General features: G+C 63.5%; 19 protein-coding genes and 1 other RNA gene. 14 read left to right on the top strand and 6 right to left on the bottom strand.

Annotated elements, in window-relative coordinates; translation table 11 throughout:
- The first annotated feature begins 5 nt into the window (after positions 1-5).
- From tam to U1R88_RS19460, 5 genes are all read left to right on the top strand, one after another.
- Positions 6-776 (top strand): trans-aconitate 2-methyltransferase, encoded by a 771-nt coding sequence (gene tam, locus U1R88_RS19440; RefSeq protein ID WP_322432734.1) that lies wholly within the window; start codon positions 6-8, stop codon positions 774-776.
- A 105-nt stretch (positions 777-881) separates the two neighbouring features.
- Positions 882-1,520: an SGNH/GDSL hydrolase family protein gene (locus U1R88_RS19445; protein WP_322432735.1), complete on the top strand. Its 639-nt coding sequence runs from the start codon at positions 882-884 to the stop codon at positions 1,518-1,520.
- 252 nt (positions 1,521-1,772) lie between these two features.
- Positions 1,773-2,855, top strand: coding sequence for a 3-deoxy-7-phosphoheptulonate synthase (locus U1R88_RS19450; protein ID WP_068282045.1), 1,083 nt, complete (start codon positions 1,773-1,775; stop codon positions 2,853-2,855).
- 144 nt (positions 2,856-2,999) lie between these two features.
- On the top strand, positions 3,000-3,374 hold the full coding sequence (locus tag U1R88_RS19455; protein WP_068282047.1) for a hypothetical protein: 375 nt from the start codon (positions 3,000-3,002) through the stop codon (positions 3,372-3,374).
- A gap of 82 nt (positions 3,375-3,456) precedes the next feature.
- A complete protein-coding gene (locus U1R88_RS19460) occupies positions 3,457-4,068 on the top strand; it encodes an MOSC domain-containing protein (protein ID WP_322432736.1) in 612 nt (203 codons plus the stop codon).
- 30 nt (positions 4,069-4,098) lie between these two features.
- Here the strand turns inward: U1R88_RS19460 and U1R88_RS19465 are convergent, their stop codons facing one another.
- A complete protein-coding gene (locus U1R88_RS19465; RefSeq protein ID WP_322432737.1) occupies positions 4,099-4,656 on the bottom strand; it encodes a dihydrofolate reductase family protein in 558 nt (185 codons plus the stop codon).
- Positions 4,657-4,855: 199 nt separating this feature from the next.
- On the opposite strand from U1R88_RS19465, the gene U1R88_RS19470 reads away from it, so the two are divergent.
- Both U1R88_RS19470 and metF read left to right on the top strand, forming a co-directional pair.
- Positions 4,856-5,854: an ArsR/SmtB family transcription factor gene (locus U1R88_RS19470; protein ID WP_068282053.1), complete on the top strand. Its 999-nt coding sequence runs from the start codon at positions 4,856-4,858 to the stop codon at positions 5,852-5,854.
- Positions 5,854-6,747, top strand: coding sequence for a methylenetetrahydrofolate reductase [NAD(P)H] (gene metF, locus U1R88_RS19475; RefSeq protein WP_311941752.1), 894 nt, complete (start codon positions 5,854-5,856; stop codon positions 6,745-6,747). The genes U1R88_RS19470 and metF overlap by 1 nt, the downstream gene beginning before the upstream one ends.
- Positions 6,748-6,864: 117 nt before the next feature.
- Here the strand turns inward: metF and U1R88_RS19480 are convergent, their stop codons facing one another.
- The 3 genes from U1R88_RS19480 to U1R88_RS19490 all read right to left on the bottom strand — a co-directional run bounded on the left by U1R88_RS19480 (position 6,865) and on the right by U1R88_RS19490 (position 9,251).
- Positions 6,865-7,671 carry an AAC(3) family N-acetyltransferase gene (locus tag U1R88_RS19480; protein WP_322432738.1) on the bottom strand — a complete coding sequence of 269 codons (807 nt, stop codon included), beginning with the start codon at positions 7,669-7,671 and terminating at the stop codon, positions 6,865-6,867.
- A gap of 27 nt (positions 7,672-7,698) precedes the next feature.
- Positions 7,699-8,232, bottom strand: coding sequence for a GNAT family N-acetyltransferase (locus U1R88_RS19485; protein WP_322432739.1), 534 nt, complete (start codon positions 8,230-8,232; stop codon positions 7,699-7,701).
- 311 nt (positions 8,233-8,543) lie between these two features.
- On the bottom strand, positions 8,544-9,251 hold the full coding sequence (locus tag U1R88_RS19490; RefSeq protein ID WP_322432740.1) for a B3/B4 domain-containing protein: 708 nt from the start codon (positions 9,249-9,251) through the stop codon (positions 8,544-8,546).
- 206 nt (positions 9,252-9,457) lie between these two features.
- Here U1R88_RS19490 and U1R88_RS19495 point away from each other — a divergent pair, with 206 nt between their 5' ends.
- The 7 genes from U1R88_RS19495 to U1R88_RS19525 all read left to right on the top strand — a co-directional run bounded on the left by U1R88_RS19495 (position 9,458) and on the right by U1R88_RS19525 (position 15,337).
- Positions 9,458-10,486, top strand: coding sequence for a CorA family divalent cation transporter (locus tag U1R88_RS19495; RefSeq protein WP_322432741.1), 1,029 nt, complete (start codon positions 9,458-9,460; stop codon positions 10,484-10,486).
- Positions 10,487-10,541: 55 nt separating this feature from the next.
- Positions 10,542-11,303, top strand: coding sequence for an N-acetylmuramoyl-L-alanine amidase (locus U1R88_RS19500; RefSeq protein ID WP_425545454.1), 762 nt, complete (start codon positions 10,542-10,544; stop codon positions 11,301-11,303).
- Between the two features lie 155 nt (positions 11,304-11,458).
- Positions 11,459-11,861, top strand: an RNA gene (rnpB, locus tag U1R88_RS19505) — RNase P RNA component class A.
- A gap of 210 nt (positions 11,862-12,071) precedes the next feature.
- Entirely contained in the window at positions 12,072-12,323 is a 252-nt protein-coding gene (locus U1R88_RS19510) for a GlsB/YeaQ/YmgE family stress response membrane protein (RefSeq protein WP_322432743.1), read from the top strand.
- A gap of 170 nt (positions 12,324-12,493) precedes the next feature.
- On the top strand, positions 12,494-12,676 hold the full coding sequence (locus U1R88_RS19515) for a CsbD family protein (RefSeq protein ID WP_068282065.1): 183 nt from the start codon (positions 12,494-12,496) through the stop codon (positions 12,674-12,676).
- Positions 12,677-12,830: 154 nt separating this feature from the next.
- Positions 12,831-14,360 (top strand): helix-turn-helix transcriptional regulator, encoded by a 1,530-nt coding sequence (locus U1R88_RS19520; protein WP_322432744.1) that lies wholly within the window; start codon positions 12,831-12,833, stop codon positions 14,358-14,360.
- 146 nt (positions 14,361-14,506) lie between these two features.
- Positions 14,507-15,337: a transglutaminase-like domain-containing protein gene (locus tag U1R88_RS19525; RefSeq protein ID WP_322432745.1), complete on the top strand. Its 831-nt coding sequence runs from the start codon at positions 14,507-14,509 to the stop codon at positions 15,335-15,337.
- 45 nt (positions 15,338-15,382) lie between these two features.
- Here U1R88_RS19525 and U1R88_RS19530 read toward each other — a convergent pair whose 3' ends face one another.
- Positions 15,383-16,417 (bottom strand): DUF4424 family protein, encoded by a 1,035-nt coding sequence (locus U1R88_RS19530; RefSeq protein WP_322432746.1) that lies wholly within the window; start codon positions 16,415-16,417, stop codon positions 15,383-15,385.
- A 130-nt stretch (positions 16,418-16,547) separates the two neighbouring features.
- Complete coding sequence (locus tag U1R88_RS19535) at positions 16,548-17,057, bottom strand: hypothetical protein (protein WP_322432747.1); 510 nt, start codon at positions 17,055-17,057, stop codon at positions 16,548-16,550.
- Positions 17,058-17,067 lie beyond the last annotated feature (10 nt).

Below are 17,067 nucleotides of genomic sequence, written 5' to 3' on the forward strand. Positions count from 1 at the left end.
TTTTCATGGCCGATTGGAATCCCTCGCTTTATCTGCGCTTCGAGGATGAGCGCACGCGACCGGCGCGCGATCTGCTCGATCGGGTCCCGCTGGCCTCGCCCGCCCTTGCCGTCGACCTTGGCTGCGGCCCGGGCAACTCCACCGAACTCCTGGCCAGGCGCTGGCCCGCGGCCGAGGTGATCGGCATCGATACCTCCGAAACCATGCTGTCGGAGGCCCGCAAGCGCCTCCCATCGGCGCGCTTCGAGCAAGGGGATGTGACCAGCTGGCAGGCCGAAAAGCCGCCGGAACTGATCTTCGCCAACGCGGTGATGCAATGGGTTCCCGGACATGCGGCGCTGTTGCCGCGCCTGCTCGCCCAGACCGCGCCGGGCGGCGTGCTGGCCGTGCAGATGCCCGACAATCTGGCAGAGCCGTCCCATCGCCTGATGCGCGAGACGGCTGCAGACGGCCCCTGGGCGGCCAGGCTCGGCGATGCCTCGCGCATCCGCGAGCGCATCCTGCCGGCCGAGGACTACTACAACCTGTTCGCCGGACAAGCGTCCTCGATCGATATCTGGCGTACCACCTATTATCACGTGCTGGACGATGCGCCGGCCATCGTGTCCTGGCTGCGGGCGACCGGTCTGCGCGCCTTTCTCGATCCGCTCGATGCCGGCCAGCAGCCGGCCTTTCTGGAAAACTATACGGCGCGCATCGCGAAGGCTTATCCGCCGCGGGCCGACGGCAAGGTGGTGCTGGCCTTTCCGCGGCTGTTCATTGTGGTGCAGCGCTAGATCCTGGGGTTGCAGGCGTCCCGCCTGCAACCCCCTTCGTACCAAACGCTGCGGTTCCAAGAGCAGGCGAGACGCCTGCGATCCCAGAAGAAAGCTTGTTGGCTCATGAAGAATGTTCTTTGTTTCGGCGATTCCAACACGTTCGGCACGCCGCCTCTGGCCAGCCTGGAAGAGGCCCGGCGCTATGACGGCAAGACGCGTTGGCCCGGGGTCATGCGCAAGATTCTCGGCCATGCCTGGCATGTGATCGAGGAGGGGCTGCCGGGCCGTACCACCATTCGCGACGATCTCATTGAGGGCGTCCACAAGAACGGCCGGCGCTATCTCGCTGCCTGTCTCGAAAGCCACCGTCCGCTCGACGTCATCGTGCTGATGCTGGGTACCAATGACCTCAAGGCCCGCTTCGGTGCACCGCCGGAGGACATTGCCGCCGGGGTCGACATCCTCGCCGGCATCATCGCCGCGACGCCCAATCTCGACCAGCCGCCGGCCAAGCTCCTGATCGCCTGTCCGCCGCCGATCCGCGTGGTCGGCTGCCTGGGGCCGTTGTTCGCCGGCGGGGTGGAGAAATCGCAGGCCCTGCCGCCCCTCTACGAAGCGGTCGCGCGAAAGCACGGTGCCGAATTTCTCGACACCGGCAAGCTGATCGAGGTGAGCCCGGTCGACGGCATCCATTACGAGGCCGAGGCGCATCTCGCGCTGGGACAGGTATTCGCCGAACGGGTTCAGGCCTTGGGAAGCTGAGGGCCGGACGGCAAATTCGCACGTGACAAAACCACTCGCCGTCGCTATATGGCTGCCATGACCTTTGCATCCGCCCCCTACTTTTACTGGTATTTTGGCTTTCGCAGGCCGCTGGCGGAGGTAGGGGTGCGCTCGATCTGAACGTAGCAACAGATCAAACCCAGACAAACCGCCAGCCCGACTGGCGGTTTTTTTATGCCGCCGGCCGGGACCTACCAGAACCCTTAGCGAACCGAGACTGGAACCCAGGCCATGTTGAGCACCACCGACGATCTTCGTATCCGTGAAATCAAGGCGTTGACCACGCCGGCTGACGTGATGGGCGAGCATCCCCGCACGCTGGAAGCAACCCGCACCGTCACGCAGTCGCGGCAGGCCGTGCACGACATCCTGCGCGGCAGCGACGATCGTCTCGCCGTGGTGGTCGGTCCCTGCTCGATCCACGACCCGGTGGCTGCCCTCGACTATGCCGACCGCCTGATGAAGCTGCGCCAGCGCCTGGGTTCCTCGCTGGAAATCATCATGCGGGTGTATTTCGAGAAGCCGCGCACCACGGTGGGGTGGAAAGGCCTGATCAACGATCCTGATCTCGACGGTTCGTTCCAGATCGACAAGGGGCTGCGCATCGCCCGCAAGGTCCTGCTCGACATCAACAATCTCGGTTTGCCGGCGGCCTGCGAATTCCTCGACATGACCACGCCGCAATATATCGCCGACCTCGTGGCCTGGGGTGCAATCGGCGCGCGGACCACCGAAAGCCAGATTCATCGCGAGCTGGCGTCGGGCCTGAGCTGCCCCGTCGGTTTCAAGAACGGCACGGACGGAAATGTGCGCATCGCGGTCGACGCCGTGAAATCGGCGTCGCAGCCCCATCACTTCATGGCCGTGACCAAGGATGGCCGTTCAGCCATCGCCTCCACGTCAGGCAATGAGGACTGCCACATCATCCTGCGTGGCGGCAAGAGCACCAATTACGATGCGGCGAGCGTCGAGGCGGCCTGCACTGACGTCGCCAAATCCGGGCTGTCTCCGGTGGTGATGATCGATGCCAGCCATGCCAACAGCGCCAAGAAGCCGGAGAACCAGCCGCTGGTGCTGGCCGATATCGGCACGCAGCTTGCGGCAGGCGATAACCGCATCATCGGTGTGATGATCGAGAGCAATCTCGTCGCCGGCCGGCAGGACCAGGTGCCCGGCCAGCCGTTGACCTATGGCCAGAGCATCACCGATGGCTGCATCGATTGGGACACCACCGTTGTCGCCCTTGAGCGCCTGGCCCTGGCGGTCGAACAGCGCCGCATCGCCAATCGCGAAGCAGTAAAGGTCGGGGCCTAATGTGGGGGCGGGTCTTAGGACCCGCCTGGAAGCGTTGAGTTTACCGGAAAGGGGAGGCGGGGCTGAAGACCCGCCTCCTACCGTCGCCGATTTGACGCTGCCCGCCCCGAACCGGCATGGTCGCTTCAGAACGGAGACGAGGACGTGAGCGAAACACAGATCATCAAGAAGGTCGCCTTCGCCGTCTGGTGGCGGATCGGCATTCCCGTAGCCCTGTTCGTCTTCGCTATTGGCTGGGCGCTGAACTTCCTGTTCTACGTCGCGCCGATGCTGCAGGTCACCGGCTCGATTTCCCATTATGGCGCGATGCTGATCGCCGGGCTCCTGGGTGGCGACATCTCGGCCTTTCTGGGGGACGGCGGCCTCATCGGCAATGTGGTGATCGGATTCTTCCGAGCCATTCTCGACAACCTGCCGATGCTGATCGTCCTGGTGTTGCTGACGCGCTGGCAGATCCGGCGCCACTTGCCCCGTATCCTGCGTGACAATGGCCTGATAGGGAGCGGCGAGGAGGGGTAAGGCAAACTATCGCGCGGCATCTTTGCGTTGTTGCCGATTCGGTGGCAGATCGGTGCCCCGCGCTGCCAGACGAGGTGAGACCATGCCGGATTCTTCGAGCATTCCCTCTCCCGATATTGCCGTCAGGCCCGTGCTCAAGCGTGCGGGGCACGTTGCCATGGTCGCCGCAGCCGGGGGAGATGCCATCGGGGCGGAAAGGCTTGCCGAGCTCGTGCTCACGCATGAGGGTATCCCGGGCGACCGGCATGCCGGCTTCCTCCGTCCTGCCGATGTCAGGGTGCCCTGGTTCGAGCGCAGTGCGCCGATCCAGAACGAGCGCCAGGTCTCCATCGTGTCGATGGAAGAGCTTGCGGTGATCGCTCGCAATCTCGGCGTCGAGCGCGTGGAGCCGGAATGGCTCGGCGCCAATATCGCCGTGGAAGGCGTACCCGATTTCTCCTTTCTCCCGCGCGGGTCCAGGCTGTTCTTCCCTTCGGGGGCCGTGCTGGCGGTGATGGGCCAGAACGATCCTTGCCGCATCGCCGGGGCGGAAGTCGAACGGCATCTGAGCGGGCAGGACGGGCTTGCGCTGCGCTTTGCCGCAGCGGCCAAGCGCCTGCGCGGCGTGGTCGCCACTGTCGACCGTCCCGGTTCGATACGGGGCGGCGAGGCGTTCAAGCTGCGGGTTCCCGAGCAATGGATCTGGCAGGGCTGAGGCAAACGCGGTTGAGGCCGTTTCGCCCTTTCAACTGGCGGGCGCATAGCGCAGCAGCGTCACGCCTTGGGGCAGGCTTTCACTGCCGAGTGGTTTTAGTCCAAGTGACAGGCCTTGCTGGAAAAAGGGCTTGCCGCCGCCCAGTACGATGGGATGCAGGTAGAGCCGATATTCGTCGATGAGACCCGACCGCGCCAGTTCGGCGGCAAGGGTGGGACCAGCAACGCCGATGTCGCCGTCGCTGTCCGACTTGAGCGAGCGCACCACCGTGATGGCGTCCGAGCTCACCAGCCTCGCATTCGGCCCGACCTCCCGCAATGTTGTCGAGAAAACGAGCTTGGGCGTCTCCCGCCAGGCATGGGCAAAATTGATCTCGACTTCGTCAGTGTCCTGCTCCAGCTCGGGACTGTCCCAATAGCGCATCACCTCATACATGCGCCGCCCATAGAGTGCGACCGACGTCTGTCGCATGAGCTGGTTGAAATGCCGATGCAGCTCGGCCTGTGGGATCGGCAGGCCAAATTCCTGCCCCGGTCCGGCAACATAGCCATCCAGGGACATCAGCATGGCATAGATGATGCTGGCCATCGGCGCCTCCCTTGTTTTCCCTCACTATGTCTAAACTAATTGCAGAATGCAATCGGTATGGAGGGGAGATGGTGATTTCGTCAGCTTATCCGCTCAAAAGTCGCCTGCTCACATTATCGCGTCGCTTGCAAAACAAATTCCTTGCGCATTTTAAGAAATGACATAAACATATCTTTATGTGAGAGGCGATGGCGTGGGCATGGCAAATTTGGCTCCTTTCGAAACGGTATTGGGCACGCTGAAAGCGGCGGGCGAGCCGACGCGCCTGCGTCTGCTGGCCATCCTGGCGGAAGGCGAACTGAACGTGACCGATCTCACCGAGATCCTGGGCCAGTCGCAGCCGCGCATCTCGCGCCATCTCAAGCTTCTGGTCGAGGCGGGGCTGGTCGAGCGCATCCGCGAGGGAGCCTGGGCCTTCTTCCGCTTGGCGGAAAGCACCATGAAATCCGAGATCTTTGCCCAGATCCTCGCCGGGCTCGACCGCAGCGACCGCATCCTTGCCCGTGATCGTTCGCGACTCGTCGAAGTCAGGCGTACCCGCGCGGCGGTGGCTGCCGATTACTTCCGGGCCCATGCCGGTGATTGGGATCGTATCCGTGCCCTGCATGCGCCGGACGAGGCGGTGGAGGCGGCGCTGCGCGAAGTCGTGGGCAGCCAGCCCATCCAGGCCTTCCTCGATATCGGAACCGGCACCGGCCGCATGCTCGAACTCTTCGCCCCCTTGGCGACACGGGCCGTCGGCATCGATGCCAGCGCCGAAATGCTGGTGATCGCCCGGGCCAATCTGGAGCGCAACCGTATCCGTAACGCCGTGGTGCGACAGGGCGATCTCTTCGCGCTGTCGGTGGAACCGGGCGCCTATGACCTCATCATCGTGCATCAGGTCCTGCATTATCTCGACGATGGCGCCAAGGCCCTGCGCGAGATCGCCCGTGCCCTGCGCCCGGGCGGTCGCCTGGTCATCGTCGATTTCGCCCCGCACGAACTCGAGTTCCTGCGTGAGGATTTCGCCCATCGCCGTCTCGGCTTTGCTCGCGACACCATCGAGCACTGGTTGGAGGCAGCGCATCTGCGGCCTGACGGCTGGCGCCTGGTGGATGCCGGGGAGGGACCTTCGAGCCTCACCGTATCGATTTGGACCGGGCGTGATCCGCGCCGGGTCTCCGACACTATCACTCTTGGTCAGGAGGTCGCGTGATGGCTGGTCACGCCTTGCCCTCACACGGCGGCATTCGGGTTTCCTTCGAGTTCTTCCCGCCGAAGAACGCTGAGATGGAGGCGTCTCTGTGGGAGGCGATCGAGCGTCTGGCGCCGCTCGATCCCCTATTCGCATCGGTCACCTATGGTGCCGGGGGCACTACCCGCGAGCGGACGCATGGCACGGTGGCGCGCATGGTGCAGGAAACCGATATCCGCCCGGCGGCGCATCTGACCTGCGTCGGTGCCACGCGCGAGGCCATCGACGAGGTGATCCGCGGCTATGCCGAAGCGGGCGTGCGCCACATCGTGGCGCTACGCGGCGATCCGCCGGCGGGCGTGGGTGCCCGCTACGAGCCCCATCCGGGCGGCTATGCCAGTTCGGCCGATCTGGTGGCGGGCATCAAGGCACTGGGCGATTTCGAGGTCTCCGTCTCGGCCTATCCCGAGAAGCACCCCGAAAGCCCGTCGCTGGCCTTCGACATCGATATCCTGAAAGCCAAGGTCGATGCCGGCGCCACGCGCGCCATCACCCAGTTCTTCTTCGACAACGAGCACTATCTGCGCTTCGTCGACCGTGTCAGGGAGGCGGGTATCGATATTCCGATCGTGCCGGGCATCGTGCCGGTGCAGAATTTCAACCAGGTCCGCAATTTTGCCGAGCGCTGTGGGACCGAGGTGCCGCAACGCCTCGCCGACCGGTTCGAAGGCCTGGACAATGATGTTGCCACCCGTAAACTCGTGGCCGCCGCCGTCGCTGCCGAGCAGGTCTTCGATCTAGTCGACCGTGGCGTTAGCGATTTCCACTTCTACACCATGAACAAGGCCGACCTGGTCTATGCCATCTGCCATCTGCTCGGCCTCAGGCCGAAGGTGGAAAAGGCGGCGGCTTAGCTGGAGCGCGAACTTCCAATCCGCTCCGGCAAACGAGGTGCCTGCACAATAAAGTGCGGACAGCGCGACATGTCTGCATGGGGTTGTGGTGTTCGCGCTCCAGGAAGGCTCGGCGCTTCATTCCATGCCGCGCCAGCGCGTGACGGTGGCATCGACTGCCTCGCGGACAGGCAGGAGATGGGACCGGGCCGATCCCACGATGCCGCCATGAGCGATGCCGGTCTCGACGAGATGCCGTCCCGCATCCTCCAGAAGATCGACACGCAGGATCGGTGTCTCGTAGCGCACCCAGCGGCGTTCGCCATCGACCATCAAGGGAGCGCCCTCCTGGATCCGGACCTGATGCGGCCAGGTTCGGCGTTCGGCCAGATGCAGGATGGTGCAGCTTTCGAAGCTGACGCCGAGCAGGAGCACTCGGGCCTGGCGATCATACAATCTGGCCAGTGGCGAGTTCTCGCCGAAGGGATCTTCGAGGGGCTGGTCGCGGAGGATCGTGCCGGCCTGCGTTCCCCAGGCCGCCAGCGAACTGGCGGGATGGCTGCTGCGCGACACGCCGGGCCAGGTCCGGAACAGTTCGGCGATCCTGCCCATGCCCCGCGTCGGCGTCGACTTTGGGTCGAAGGCCGGCATCGACTGGCGCACCGGTTCATGCCAGGCTTGCGGAATGGGTGGCGCGCGCCAGTGGACGGGATCGGTCAGGTCCGGTGACATCGCCGGCATGACGAGCGTGCCTGCGGGCGTGATGACGTCGCAAAGCGCCTGGATCACCGCTGTCTCGGCGCCATTGACCCAGCCGAGCGCCTTGAGGGAACTATGCACGAGCAAGGTTTCGCCGGGCATAACTCCGAGCATCCGCAGGTCGGCGGCAAGGCTTTCCCGCGTTCTCGGCGTCGCGCTTTGCTGGATAATGCGTGCCTCGGTCATGACGTCCTCTGGGGCAGGGCGAAGGGCTCAACCCCGCAGCCGTGCCATCAAATGGGCATCCGCGAGCACGCCGGCCCGGAATGCATAATTGCGCAGGATTCCCTCCTGTTCGAAACCGAACCGTTCGTAAAGGCGTATGGCCTGCAGATTGTCGGCAAAGACCGTGAGTTCGAGGCGTTCTATCCTCAGCCATTGATCGGCCGCGTCGGTGATTTCCCTCAGCAGCGCCGTGCCGATACCCTTGCCGCGATGGTCGTCATGGACGCCCATTCCAACACCAGCGGCATGGGATCGCCGGCCGCTGTAGCGGTCCAGGCCGGCATTTCCCACGATGATGCCATCGAGCACGGCGACGAGGTTGAAGGCCTCCGGGCCGAGGCTTTCCAGCCATCGCCGGGCCAATTCCGGCTTCTGATAGGGCAGGCGGAGCGTACCGGCCCGATAGCCTGGAAGATTGGCGAGCGCGGTGATCGCGTCGACATCCTCCAGGCGCGTGGCACGTATCGACAGTCCCGGCAGCAGCGGCCGTGACTCGCGAGGAGGGGATAGGTTCGGGGGCATAATGGCTCTCCTTTTTGCGGGAGAGCCGGGCTGCCATGGACCCTGCTCGCCTCGCAGGGTTCATGGGACGATCGTATCGCGCTTACGGCAATACCCTTCCCGCGCCCCTAGGCAGGTGCGTGGCGGGATGCATGCAGGTCGAGCGCTTTGCGGTCATGCGCCGAGATTAGGCCATCGGTTCGAGCTCGGCAAGATGAGGAAGAAGTATTCCGGGACCATGGTCTTGCGCGAGGAGTGGCTGAATTCGCGATACCCTGACGCATTTTCCGGGTGCGCGGACGTCTCGTCCGCGCACCCGGGGAACGGCACGCTCAATTCAGTATGACCGTGGGATTGCTCCTGTCGGCATAGGCGATCGAGACCTTTGCGCTGCAATCGGCCGTGAGCCAGCCGGCGAGATGGTTGGCGGCCTCCTCCAATTCGCCCCAGCCATTGGCCTGAACCGTCACCAGCGCCCGCCGGGTTTGCGGCGTGATGGCCGAGCGCATGTCCTGGCGCCAGTTCCAGCGGCGGCACAGCACATGCCTGGTATCGGCGAGCACCACCTCGCCCTCCTTGGGCGGATCGTTGGGATCCTCGCCGGCTTCGGCCCCCATGTCGAGAAAGCTGTCGCCGGGGTGCGAGAAGCGGAAGGCAACCGGTGGCGCGATCTTGTCGAGGTCGTCGGCGCCGATGCAGAAGCCGTGCTGCAGCGAGATCGTGTTGTAGATATCGACGAAATTGTTGATGGCGGGCAGTCTGTCGCCCGCCAGCACGCGCTTGATCAGTCGCTCGACCGAGGAGCGATAGCTGGTCTTCTTGATGCCGAAGCCCTTATAGGCGCCGCGCCAGGCCGCGACGCCCGGAATGGTGGAAAGTTCCATACCTTCATGCTGGCTGCGGCAGGCTGCCTCCGAGGCGAGGATGGCCGCATCGAGATGGCCCGGTCGTCCCGTGGTGACGGCAAGATCTTCGGCCACGAGGACGGCCACACGGAAGTCGGGAAAGCGTTCGGTGAGTTCGGCAATGGTCAATTGCATGGGCGTCATTCGCTGGTCGGTTTGGCGTGGCGCCGGCATCGGACGGTGATGATGTCACAAAACGAATCATCATGCTTTTGATTGATCTTGCCACGAAGGATCGAACGGATAATGTGAATCCGCGCGGTTCGGCAAGCTTTTGTGCGGGCTGCGCTTTTCGGTTCTGCCGGGATGCGTCCCAGCTGTTCAGACTATGGTGAGGCCGTATGGAAACCGCCAACGCGCCAACTGCGAGCTATGGTATCGAACCCGGATTGCGTTTCGCCCTGCTTCTCGACGGGCGGGGCGGCTGCTGCCAGCTCGACATGGCGCAGGCCCGGGCCTGGAAGCCCGGTGACGGCGTGCTTTGGCTGCATCTGGAGCGCGATCATCCCGCCGCCGCCGACTGGGTCCATGGCAGAGGAGATTTCGATCCTGTCGTCGCAGATGCCCTCCTCGAAGAAGAGTCGCGGCCGCGTGTCGAGCCGATCGACGATGGTTTGCTGATCATTCTACGTGGTGTCTGTGCGACCGCGCCGGAGGAAGTCGAGGAAAAGCCCGCCGATATCGATCTGGTTCCGCTGCATCTGTGGGTCGATGGCGACCGCGTGATCTCGCTGCGCGACAAGGATCATTACATCACGGCTCTGCGCGACATCCGCAAGGCCCTGCACAAGGGCAAGGGGCCGAGCCATGCCGGCGATCTCCTGGCGATGATCGGCGACAAGCTGGTTCGCGATCTCGAGCCGGTGCTCGATGCCATGGACGAGGAGGTCGACGAACTCGACGATCTGATCTTCCAGGGCGATGCCGGCGAGGTGCGTGAGCGCCTGAAGCTGCTCAGGCGGCGCGCGGTGCAACTGCGCCGCTATCTTGCCCCCCAGCGCGATGCACTCAACCGCATGGAGCATGATGACGCTCCCTGGTTGGATGAACGCGACAAGCTGCGCTTGCGTGAGGTGATCGACAAGCTGATGCGATTCATCGAATATCTCGACGCGATCCGGGACCGGACCAGTATCCTGCATGACGATCTTTCCACCGTGATCGGCGAACGTATCGCGCACAATTCCAACCGCCTGGCCGCCCTTGCCGCGCTGCTGCTGCCGCCCAGCGTGGTAGCCGGCCTGTTCGGCATGAATGTCGGTGGTATTCCCGGCGTCGACAAGGGCTGGGCCTTCGCAACCATCGTGGGCTTCGTGACCATCACCTCGATCGTCACGCTATGGGTTCTCAAGCGCATCAACTGGCTGTAAGGGGTTTTACTGCCGACACAGCGGATCGGCCGTTCCATCCGCCGCATCGAAAAGACTGCCCTTGCAACTCGATTCATCCCTCGCCAGCCTTGCCGTTGCCTCGCCCAATCACGGCGAGCGCCTCGATCCCGTGTCGCCAGCTCTGTTGATCCTGCACTATACCGGCATGCCCGATGGCGCGCTGGCGCTGGCTCGGCTCTCCGATCCGGCTTCGCAGGTTTCCTGCCACTATCTGGTCGATGAGGACGGGCGGATCGTCCAGATGGTGCCGGAGACCCGCCGGGCCTGGCATGCCGGCCAGGCGAACTGGGAGGGGATGGCTGACATCAATTCCCGCTCCATCGGCATCGAGATCGTCAATCCCGGCCATGAATGGGGTTATCGGGATTTTCCCACCGCGCAGATGACGGCGGTCAAGGCGCTCTGCCGCGATATTGTCAGCCGCCACGGTATTCGGCCTTATCACGTGCTCGGGCATTCGGACATCGCGCCCCTGCGCAAGACCGATCCCGGCGAGCGCTTCGACTGGGCCGGCCTGGCTGGGGAAGGGGTCGGCCTTCACGTGCCGCCTGCTGCCATCCAGGGGGGGCGCTTCTTCTCCGCCGGCGAGGCCGGACAGCCCATCGAGGCGCTGCAGGCGATGTTCTCGCTCTATGGCTACGGCATCGAAGTGACCGGGATCTACGATACGCTCACCGAGGCGGTGGTGACGGCCTTCCAGCGCCATTTCCGCCAGGCCAGGGTCGACGGCGTCTGCGATGCTTCCACCATCGAGACCCTGCGCAGCCTCATCCTGGCGAAGCAGGCGATGATGTGACTTTTCGCACAGCGTGCCGGTCCGGCCGGCGCCAATGTCATTGGCGAATGGTTCTCCCATTTCCTCCCAAAGACACAACTTCCGGCGTCCATCTATCGGTGGGCGCCGGTTTTTCTTTGTTGACGCCGTTGACGCTTGGCGTCACACAGGCGCGGCTAGCTGGCCGGGCGGCCGCTGTTGCCAGGTTTCGACCTGGGAATGGAGGAAAGTCCGGGCTCCACGGAAATAGGGTGCCGGTTAATGGCCGGCGGGGGCAACCTCAGGGAAAGCGCCACAGAAAGCAAACCGCCTCGTCAAGCTTGCTTGCCGGGGTAAGGGTGAAAGGGTGCGGTAAGAGCGCACCGCGCGGCCGGTAACGGCAGCGGCATGGCAAGCCCCACCCGGAGCAAGACCGAATAGGGACGGCCGCGGCGGTCTTCGGACGCGTCGAGGCGCATTTCCGCGCTGTCGTCCGGGTTGGTTGCATTGAGGTCACCGGTGACGGTGGCCCCAGATGAATGGTCGCCACGTCCGCGCAAGCGGGCCATACAGAACCCGGCTTACAGGCCAGCTAGCCTTGCCTTTCCTGCAGATGAAGCGATCGGGCCTGAGCCCGGCGGTTCTTGTTTTTGTCACCGAACGCCGCCACATTGCAGCCGGGTGACTTTCCCGGCGGGTCTGATTCCGATTCAGGGAAGCGCTGTAGTCAGTTGAAATCGCGCGGAATTCGGGAACGAACCGCCTGTGGCGGTCCGGCGAATTCCTGCGGACTTCGAACCGGGTAATATCATGGGTATCGTCTGGACCATCCTTATCGGCTTCATCGTTGGCCTGATCGCGCGTTTCCTCTCGCCGGGCCAGCACAATCCGAGCGGCTTCATCCTCACCACGGTGCTGGGTGTGGTCGGCGCGGCACTGGCGACCTGGCTCGGGCAGCAGATCGGCTGGTACACGATCGGCGAAAAGGCGGGCTTCATCGGTGCCGTCGTCGGGGCAATCATCGTGCTGCTGGTTTGGCGGGCCTTTTCCCGCAGCGCGTGAGTTTCCGAAGCCTTCGCCCTGCCCTATCGATAATTGGCCTTGCCGCTCCTGATACAGATGGATCAGACCACTTGATGCCATGGCGTCTTTCGCGATTGCCCACGACATGCGGCAATCGGGAAGGTAGCCGGACGCAGGCGCGCCGGCCGTGGCAATTCAGGAGGACGGACATGGACAAGGATCGCGTCGAAGGCGCTGCAAAGCAGGTCAAGGGCACCATCAAGGAGGCTGTCGGCAAGGTGACGGGTGATACCAAGACCCAGGCCGAGGGCAAGGCCGAAAAGCTGGCGGGCAAGGTCCAGAATGCGGTTGGCGGCGCCAAGGATGCGGCGCGCGATGCGCTGAAGAAATGAGGAGGGCGGGGAGCGCGGCAACGCGCTCCCCTGCGGCAGTCATTTGGGCGCCTGGCAGCAGGCGCCGTTCCTTTCGTCCCATACCGTTCCGGACTATGGTTCTGTCTGCAAGAAAAGACGTGCCGCGGCTCTCGCCGGCAAGTGGGAACAGGTCATGGCGAACGAGGTTCCAGATGTGAGCATCCTGCGGCGACAGGTGGACCGGCGGCAGCTCCAGGAGATCATTGCGGGGCTGGCCGAAGGCATCTTGCTGATCGATCCTGCCGGGGGGATCGTCTGGGCCAATGAGAGGGCCCTCGACCTGCACGATGCGGGAGAACTGGCCGCACTGGGCAGGACGCCGGCTGAATATCGGCAGACCTATCTGCTGAAATATCGCAACAACCATACGCTGGCTCCCGAACAATACCCGCTGGATCGCCTCCTGGCGGGAGAGGTGTTCGAGGATGTGGTCGTCGAAGTCGTCAAGGCGGCGCCGCCCAAAGGGAAGGAGGGATGGCGCAGCATCCATCAGCTGCGAGGACTGGCTCTTGCCGATCCCGCCGGTGATCCCGAATCCTATGTGCTGGTCATCCAGGATCTGACCGAGAGGTTCACGGCGGAGGAACGCTTCGAGCGTACTTTCGCGGCCAATCCGGCCCCAGCCATCATCTGCCGGCTGGCCGATCTGCGCTATGTGAAGGTCAATCACGGTTTCCTGGAGATGACCGGCTACAAGCGCGAGGAGGTCCTCGGCCGCTCCACCTATGAAATCGACGTGCTGGAGAATGCCGCCGGTCGGGACAGTGCCATCGCCGCTCTGCGCGAGGGGCGCACGATTCCGCAGACCGAGGCCAGCCTGCGCATGGCCGACGGTGATCCGAAGCTGGTCATCGTTGCCGGGCAGCCAATCGAGGTAGGCGAGGAGCCTTGCATGCTCTTCACCTTCATGGACATGGAGCCGCGCAGGCGGGCAGAACTGGCCCTGCGGCAGAGCGAGGAGCGCTTCGCCCGGGCCTTTCGCATGACCCCCGTGCCGACCATCGTGATGGCCCGCAAGGATTTCCGTGTGCTGGACGTCAACGAGGCCTTTGCCGTGGTGCTGGGCTATGCGCCTGATGAGGTGATCGACAAGCCTATCGCCCTGGTCCCGATCTGGTCTTCGAGCGCATCGCGGCGGCAGCTCGAACGGGACATCGAAAGCGATGGAACCCTGCGCAACAGGGAATTCGAGCTGCGCAGCCGGCACGGCGAAAGCCTGGATTGCCTGGTCTCGGCCGAGACCGTCGGCATCCAGGGCCAGGATTGCGTGCTGATCGTCCTGCAGGACATCACCGAACGCAAGCGATCGGAAGTCGAACTGATGTCCGCCATCGAAGCCGTGATGCAGGACACCTCCTGGTTCAGCCGAACCGTGATCGAGAAGCTGGCCAATCTGCGGGACGGGGGGACGTCGAACGGGGCTTCCACGGAACTCGCCGACCTGACTCCGCGGGAATTGGAAGTGCTCGGCCTGCTTTGCCAGGGGCTGAGCGATGCCCAGATCGTCAAGGCCTTGAAGCTGACCCGCAATACGGTGCGCAACCACGTGGCCCGCATCTATGGCAAGGCTGGCGTGCACAGCCGGGCAGCCGCGGTGGTGTGGGCGCGTGAGCGCGGGTTCACCGGCGCTTCGCAAAAGGCTGCACCGCGCCGCTCGAGCTGAAATCCCTGATGCATCCATACTAGCAACACTGATGTAGCGGCTTCTATTGCTGCCTGGTCCCCGGCGCTAGCCTGCAACCCTCGGCGTGCCACCGCCTCTCCAACGGGACGAGGATGCAGGCCTGCGCCGCTCATGGGAAAGCCAAGATGCATATCCGCTACGGTTTCGATATCGAGATGCAGTTCTCGCAACCGACCACGCTGATCACCGTCCTCGATGTTCATCCATCGCGGCGCGGTGACATCGTGCGCGAGCAGGACCTCTCCGCCTTGTCGAACCATCCGACCCAGGCCCATATCGACAGCTTCGGCAATCTGTGCCGGCGCATCCATGTCGAGGATGATTTCCTGCATCTGCACTGCGATGGCATCATCTGCGACAGCGGCGAGCCCGACAAGGCGGTGCAGAGGGCGAGGATTCTGCCCATCATGGCCCTGCCGAAGGAAACGCTGATCTATCTGCAGGGCAGCCGCTATTGCGAAACCGATCTTCTGGCCGATTTCGCCTGGAAGCAATTTGGAGAGATAACCGATGGCTGGCAGCGGGTTCAGGCGGTCACCGACTTCGTCCATTCGCATCTGAGCTTTGGCTACGAGCATGCCAGCGCGACGCGCTCGGCTTTGCAGGCCTTCGAGCAGAAGGTCGGCGTATGCCGCGACTTTGCCCATCTGGCGGTTGCGCTGTGCCGCTGCCTCAACATTCCGGCGCGCTACTGCAACGGCTATCTCGGCGATATCGGCGTGCCTGCCGATCCCGCCGCCATGGATTTCAGTGCCTGGTTCCAGGCCTATCTCGGCGGGGAGTGGTACAGCTTCGATCCGCGCCACAACCAGCGCCGGATCGGCCGGATCCTGATCGGTTGCGGCCGCGATGCCGCGGATATCCCGATGATCAGTTCCTTCGGCCGCCACAGTCTGAGCAAGTTCGAGGTTGTGACGGAACTGGTCGCGGAAGAGCAGGAGGCTGAGAGCGCGTAACGGCGGCGCCGCTATCTCGGCTAAAAAGCCCGATCTGCAAGGGAGTTATGGTGCGACGTTCTTGTCGAGAATCAGGATGTCGAGATTGCGGTCCGGCGCATAATTGTTGCGCTTGAGTTCGTAGCGGGTGCTGCTGACCTTCTTGGCGCCGTCTGCACAGAAGGAGACCAGATTATCGGGAAAGGCCTTGTCGATCACCAGGCCGAACCGGCCGGCCGGGGCGGCCCAACGCCCGCCGCCGACAAAGGCGTAGCCGAAATAGGTCTGGCGGGTCTTGGGGGGCTTCGAGGCTTCGCCCGGCTGCGGCTTGGTTGCCGTGAGGCGCTTGGTCAAGGCGTCGGCTGCGCGCAAAAAGCCCTCATTGACGCAATATTTCTTCTGATATTGCGTCAAGGACTCGCCGGTCAGGTTGGCGCGGTCGAAATAGAGGCCGGCCGCCGAGCCAACGCTCGGCGTGTAGCTGTATTGCAGGACGATTTCCTTGCCGGCCGGCAAGGCCTGCTGGCGGACGATTCGGGACCGCAGGGTCCAGAGCGGAACCCAGTTTTCGCCCGCCTGCTCGATGTAGCCCGGTGTGCTCAGTTTGGCGCGGTCCTCGCTGCTCAGGCGCTTGAGGGCCTCGGCCGTAGAGGCGCCGGCGGGCAGCAACGGTATGTTGAAGCCCTTGAGCAGATCGGTGATTTCGCTCTCCTTGCCGCCGTCCGGCGTGAAGAAGGCATGCTGTTCCACACTCGTCTCGACCGGCTTGCCGGCGGCCCTGGCCTGGACATTGAGGAAATTCGGCGAGCCTGGATTGGGAATGGCCAGATCGAGATCGGCTTCGCCGGTTACCTCGGGCAGGGGGAAGGCGACCGTCAACGTCAGGTCCTGGCTCGCCTTGTTGAGGAAGCGATAGGCGCCCCGGACCTGCCTGGCCGAAAGGAAGATATCCTCCGCCTTCAATTCGAGCTGGTCGGCGGGCTCGATGATCAGCCCGCCGGCATCGAGATTGGCAAGACTTTCCTCGGCCAAGGCCTCCGTAACGGGCAGGGCAAGGGTCAAGGCTGCAGCGCAATACAGCGCTTTGGCGGGTCGGGGCATCGGTTGCGAATCTCCACACCGTCGAAACGGTTCGGCGCCGATAGTGCCCGCCTTTGCGGCAGTGCGAAAGAGGGTGGATTGGTTGGAGCGCACGCAAAAAGTACCAACGATACGGTCACTGGTTTGCCGCCTATGGGACGTTCCTCGAAAATGTGACCAAGAGTTGGTGGGGGTCGTTCATGAAGTTGATCAGCCCGCTAGGCTGGACCCAAGTCGCGCTCGTCCAACGATCTACGCTAACAACACGCGATGCGTTAATCGGACCGAACAGCGTGCCGGCTGCTGAGAGGTAGTTGGGCCCGAAGCGTCTTGATAGCTCGAGTTGGAAGGCCGGGACACAGTCATCCACCGCAGATTTCAAGCGCGAGAACCCCGCTTGCTGCAGTTGCCCTTCTCCCCCGAAGGTCAGATGGAAAGTCACGTCGCAGCCGGCGAATTGAGCCTTTGCCTGGCCGAAACCGTCAACCATTGCGCGCTTGCCGGGATCATAGTGCGAGACTCCGTCCACCATGGCCGGGTAAGCGGCTCGCGCTTCGGCCTTGGTCATGCCCCAGCGCAGCATGGGATACTCTGCGATGTTCTGTGCGTATGCGGTTTGGACGAATAATGTCAGCCAAAACAGGATGAATAGAACGCGCATGTTTGCCTCA

This window comes from Labrys sedimenti, from assembly GCF_034424805.1.
GTDB lineage: Bacteria > Pseudomonadota > Alphaproteobacteria > Rhizobiales > Labraceae > Labrys > Labrys sedimenti.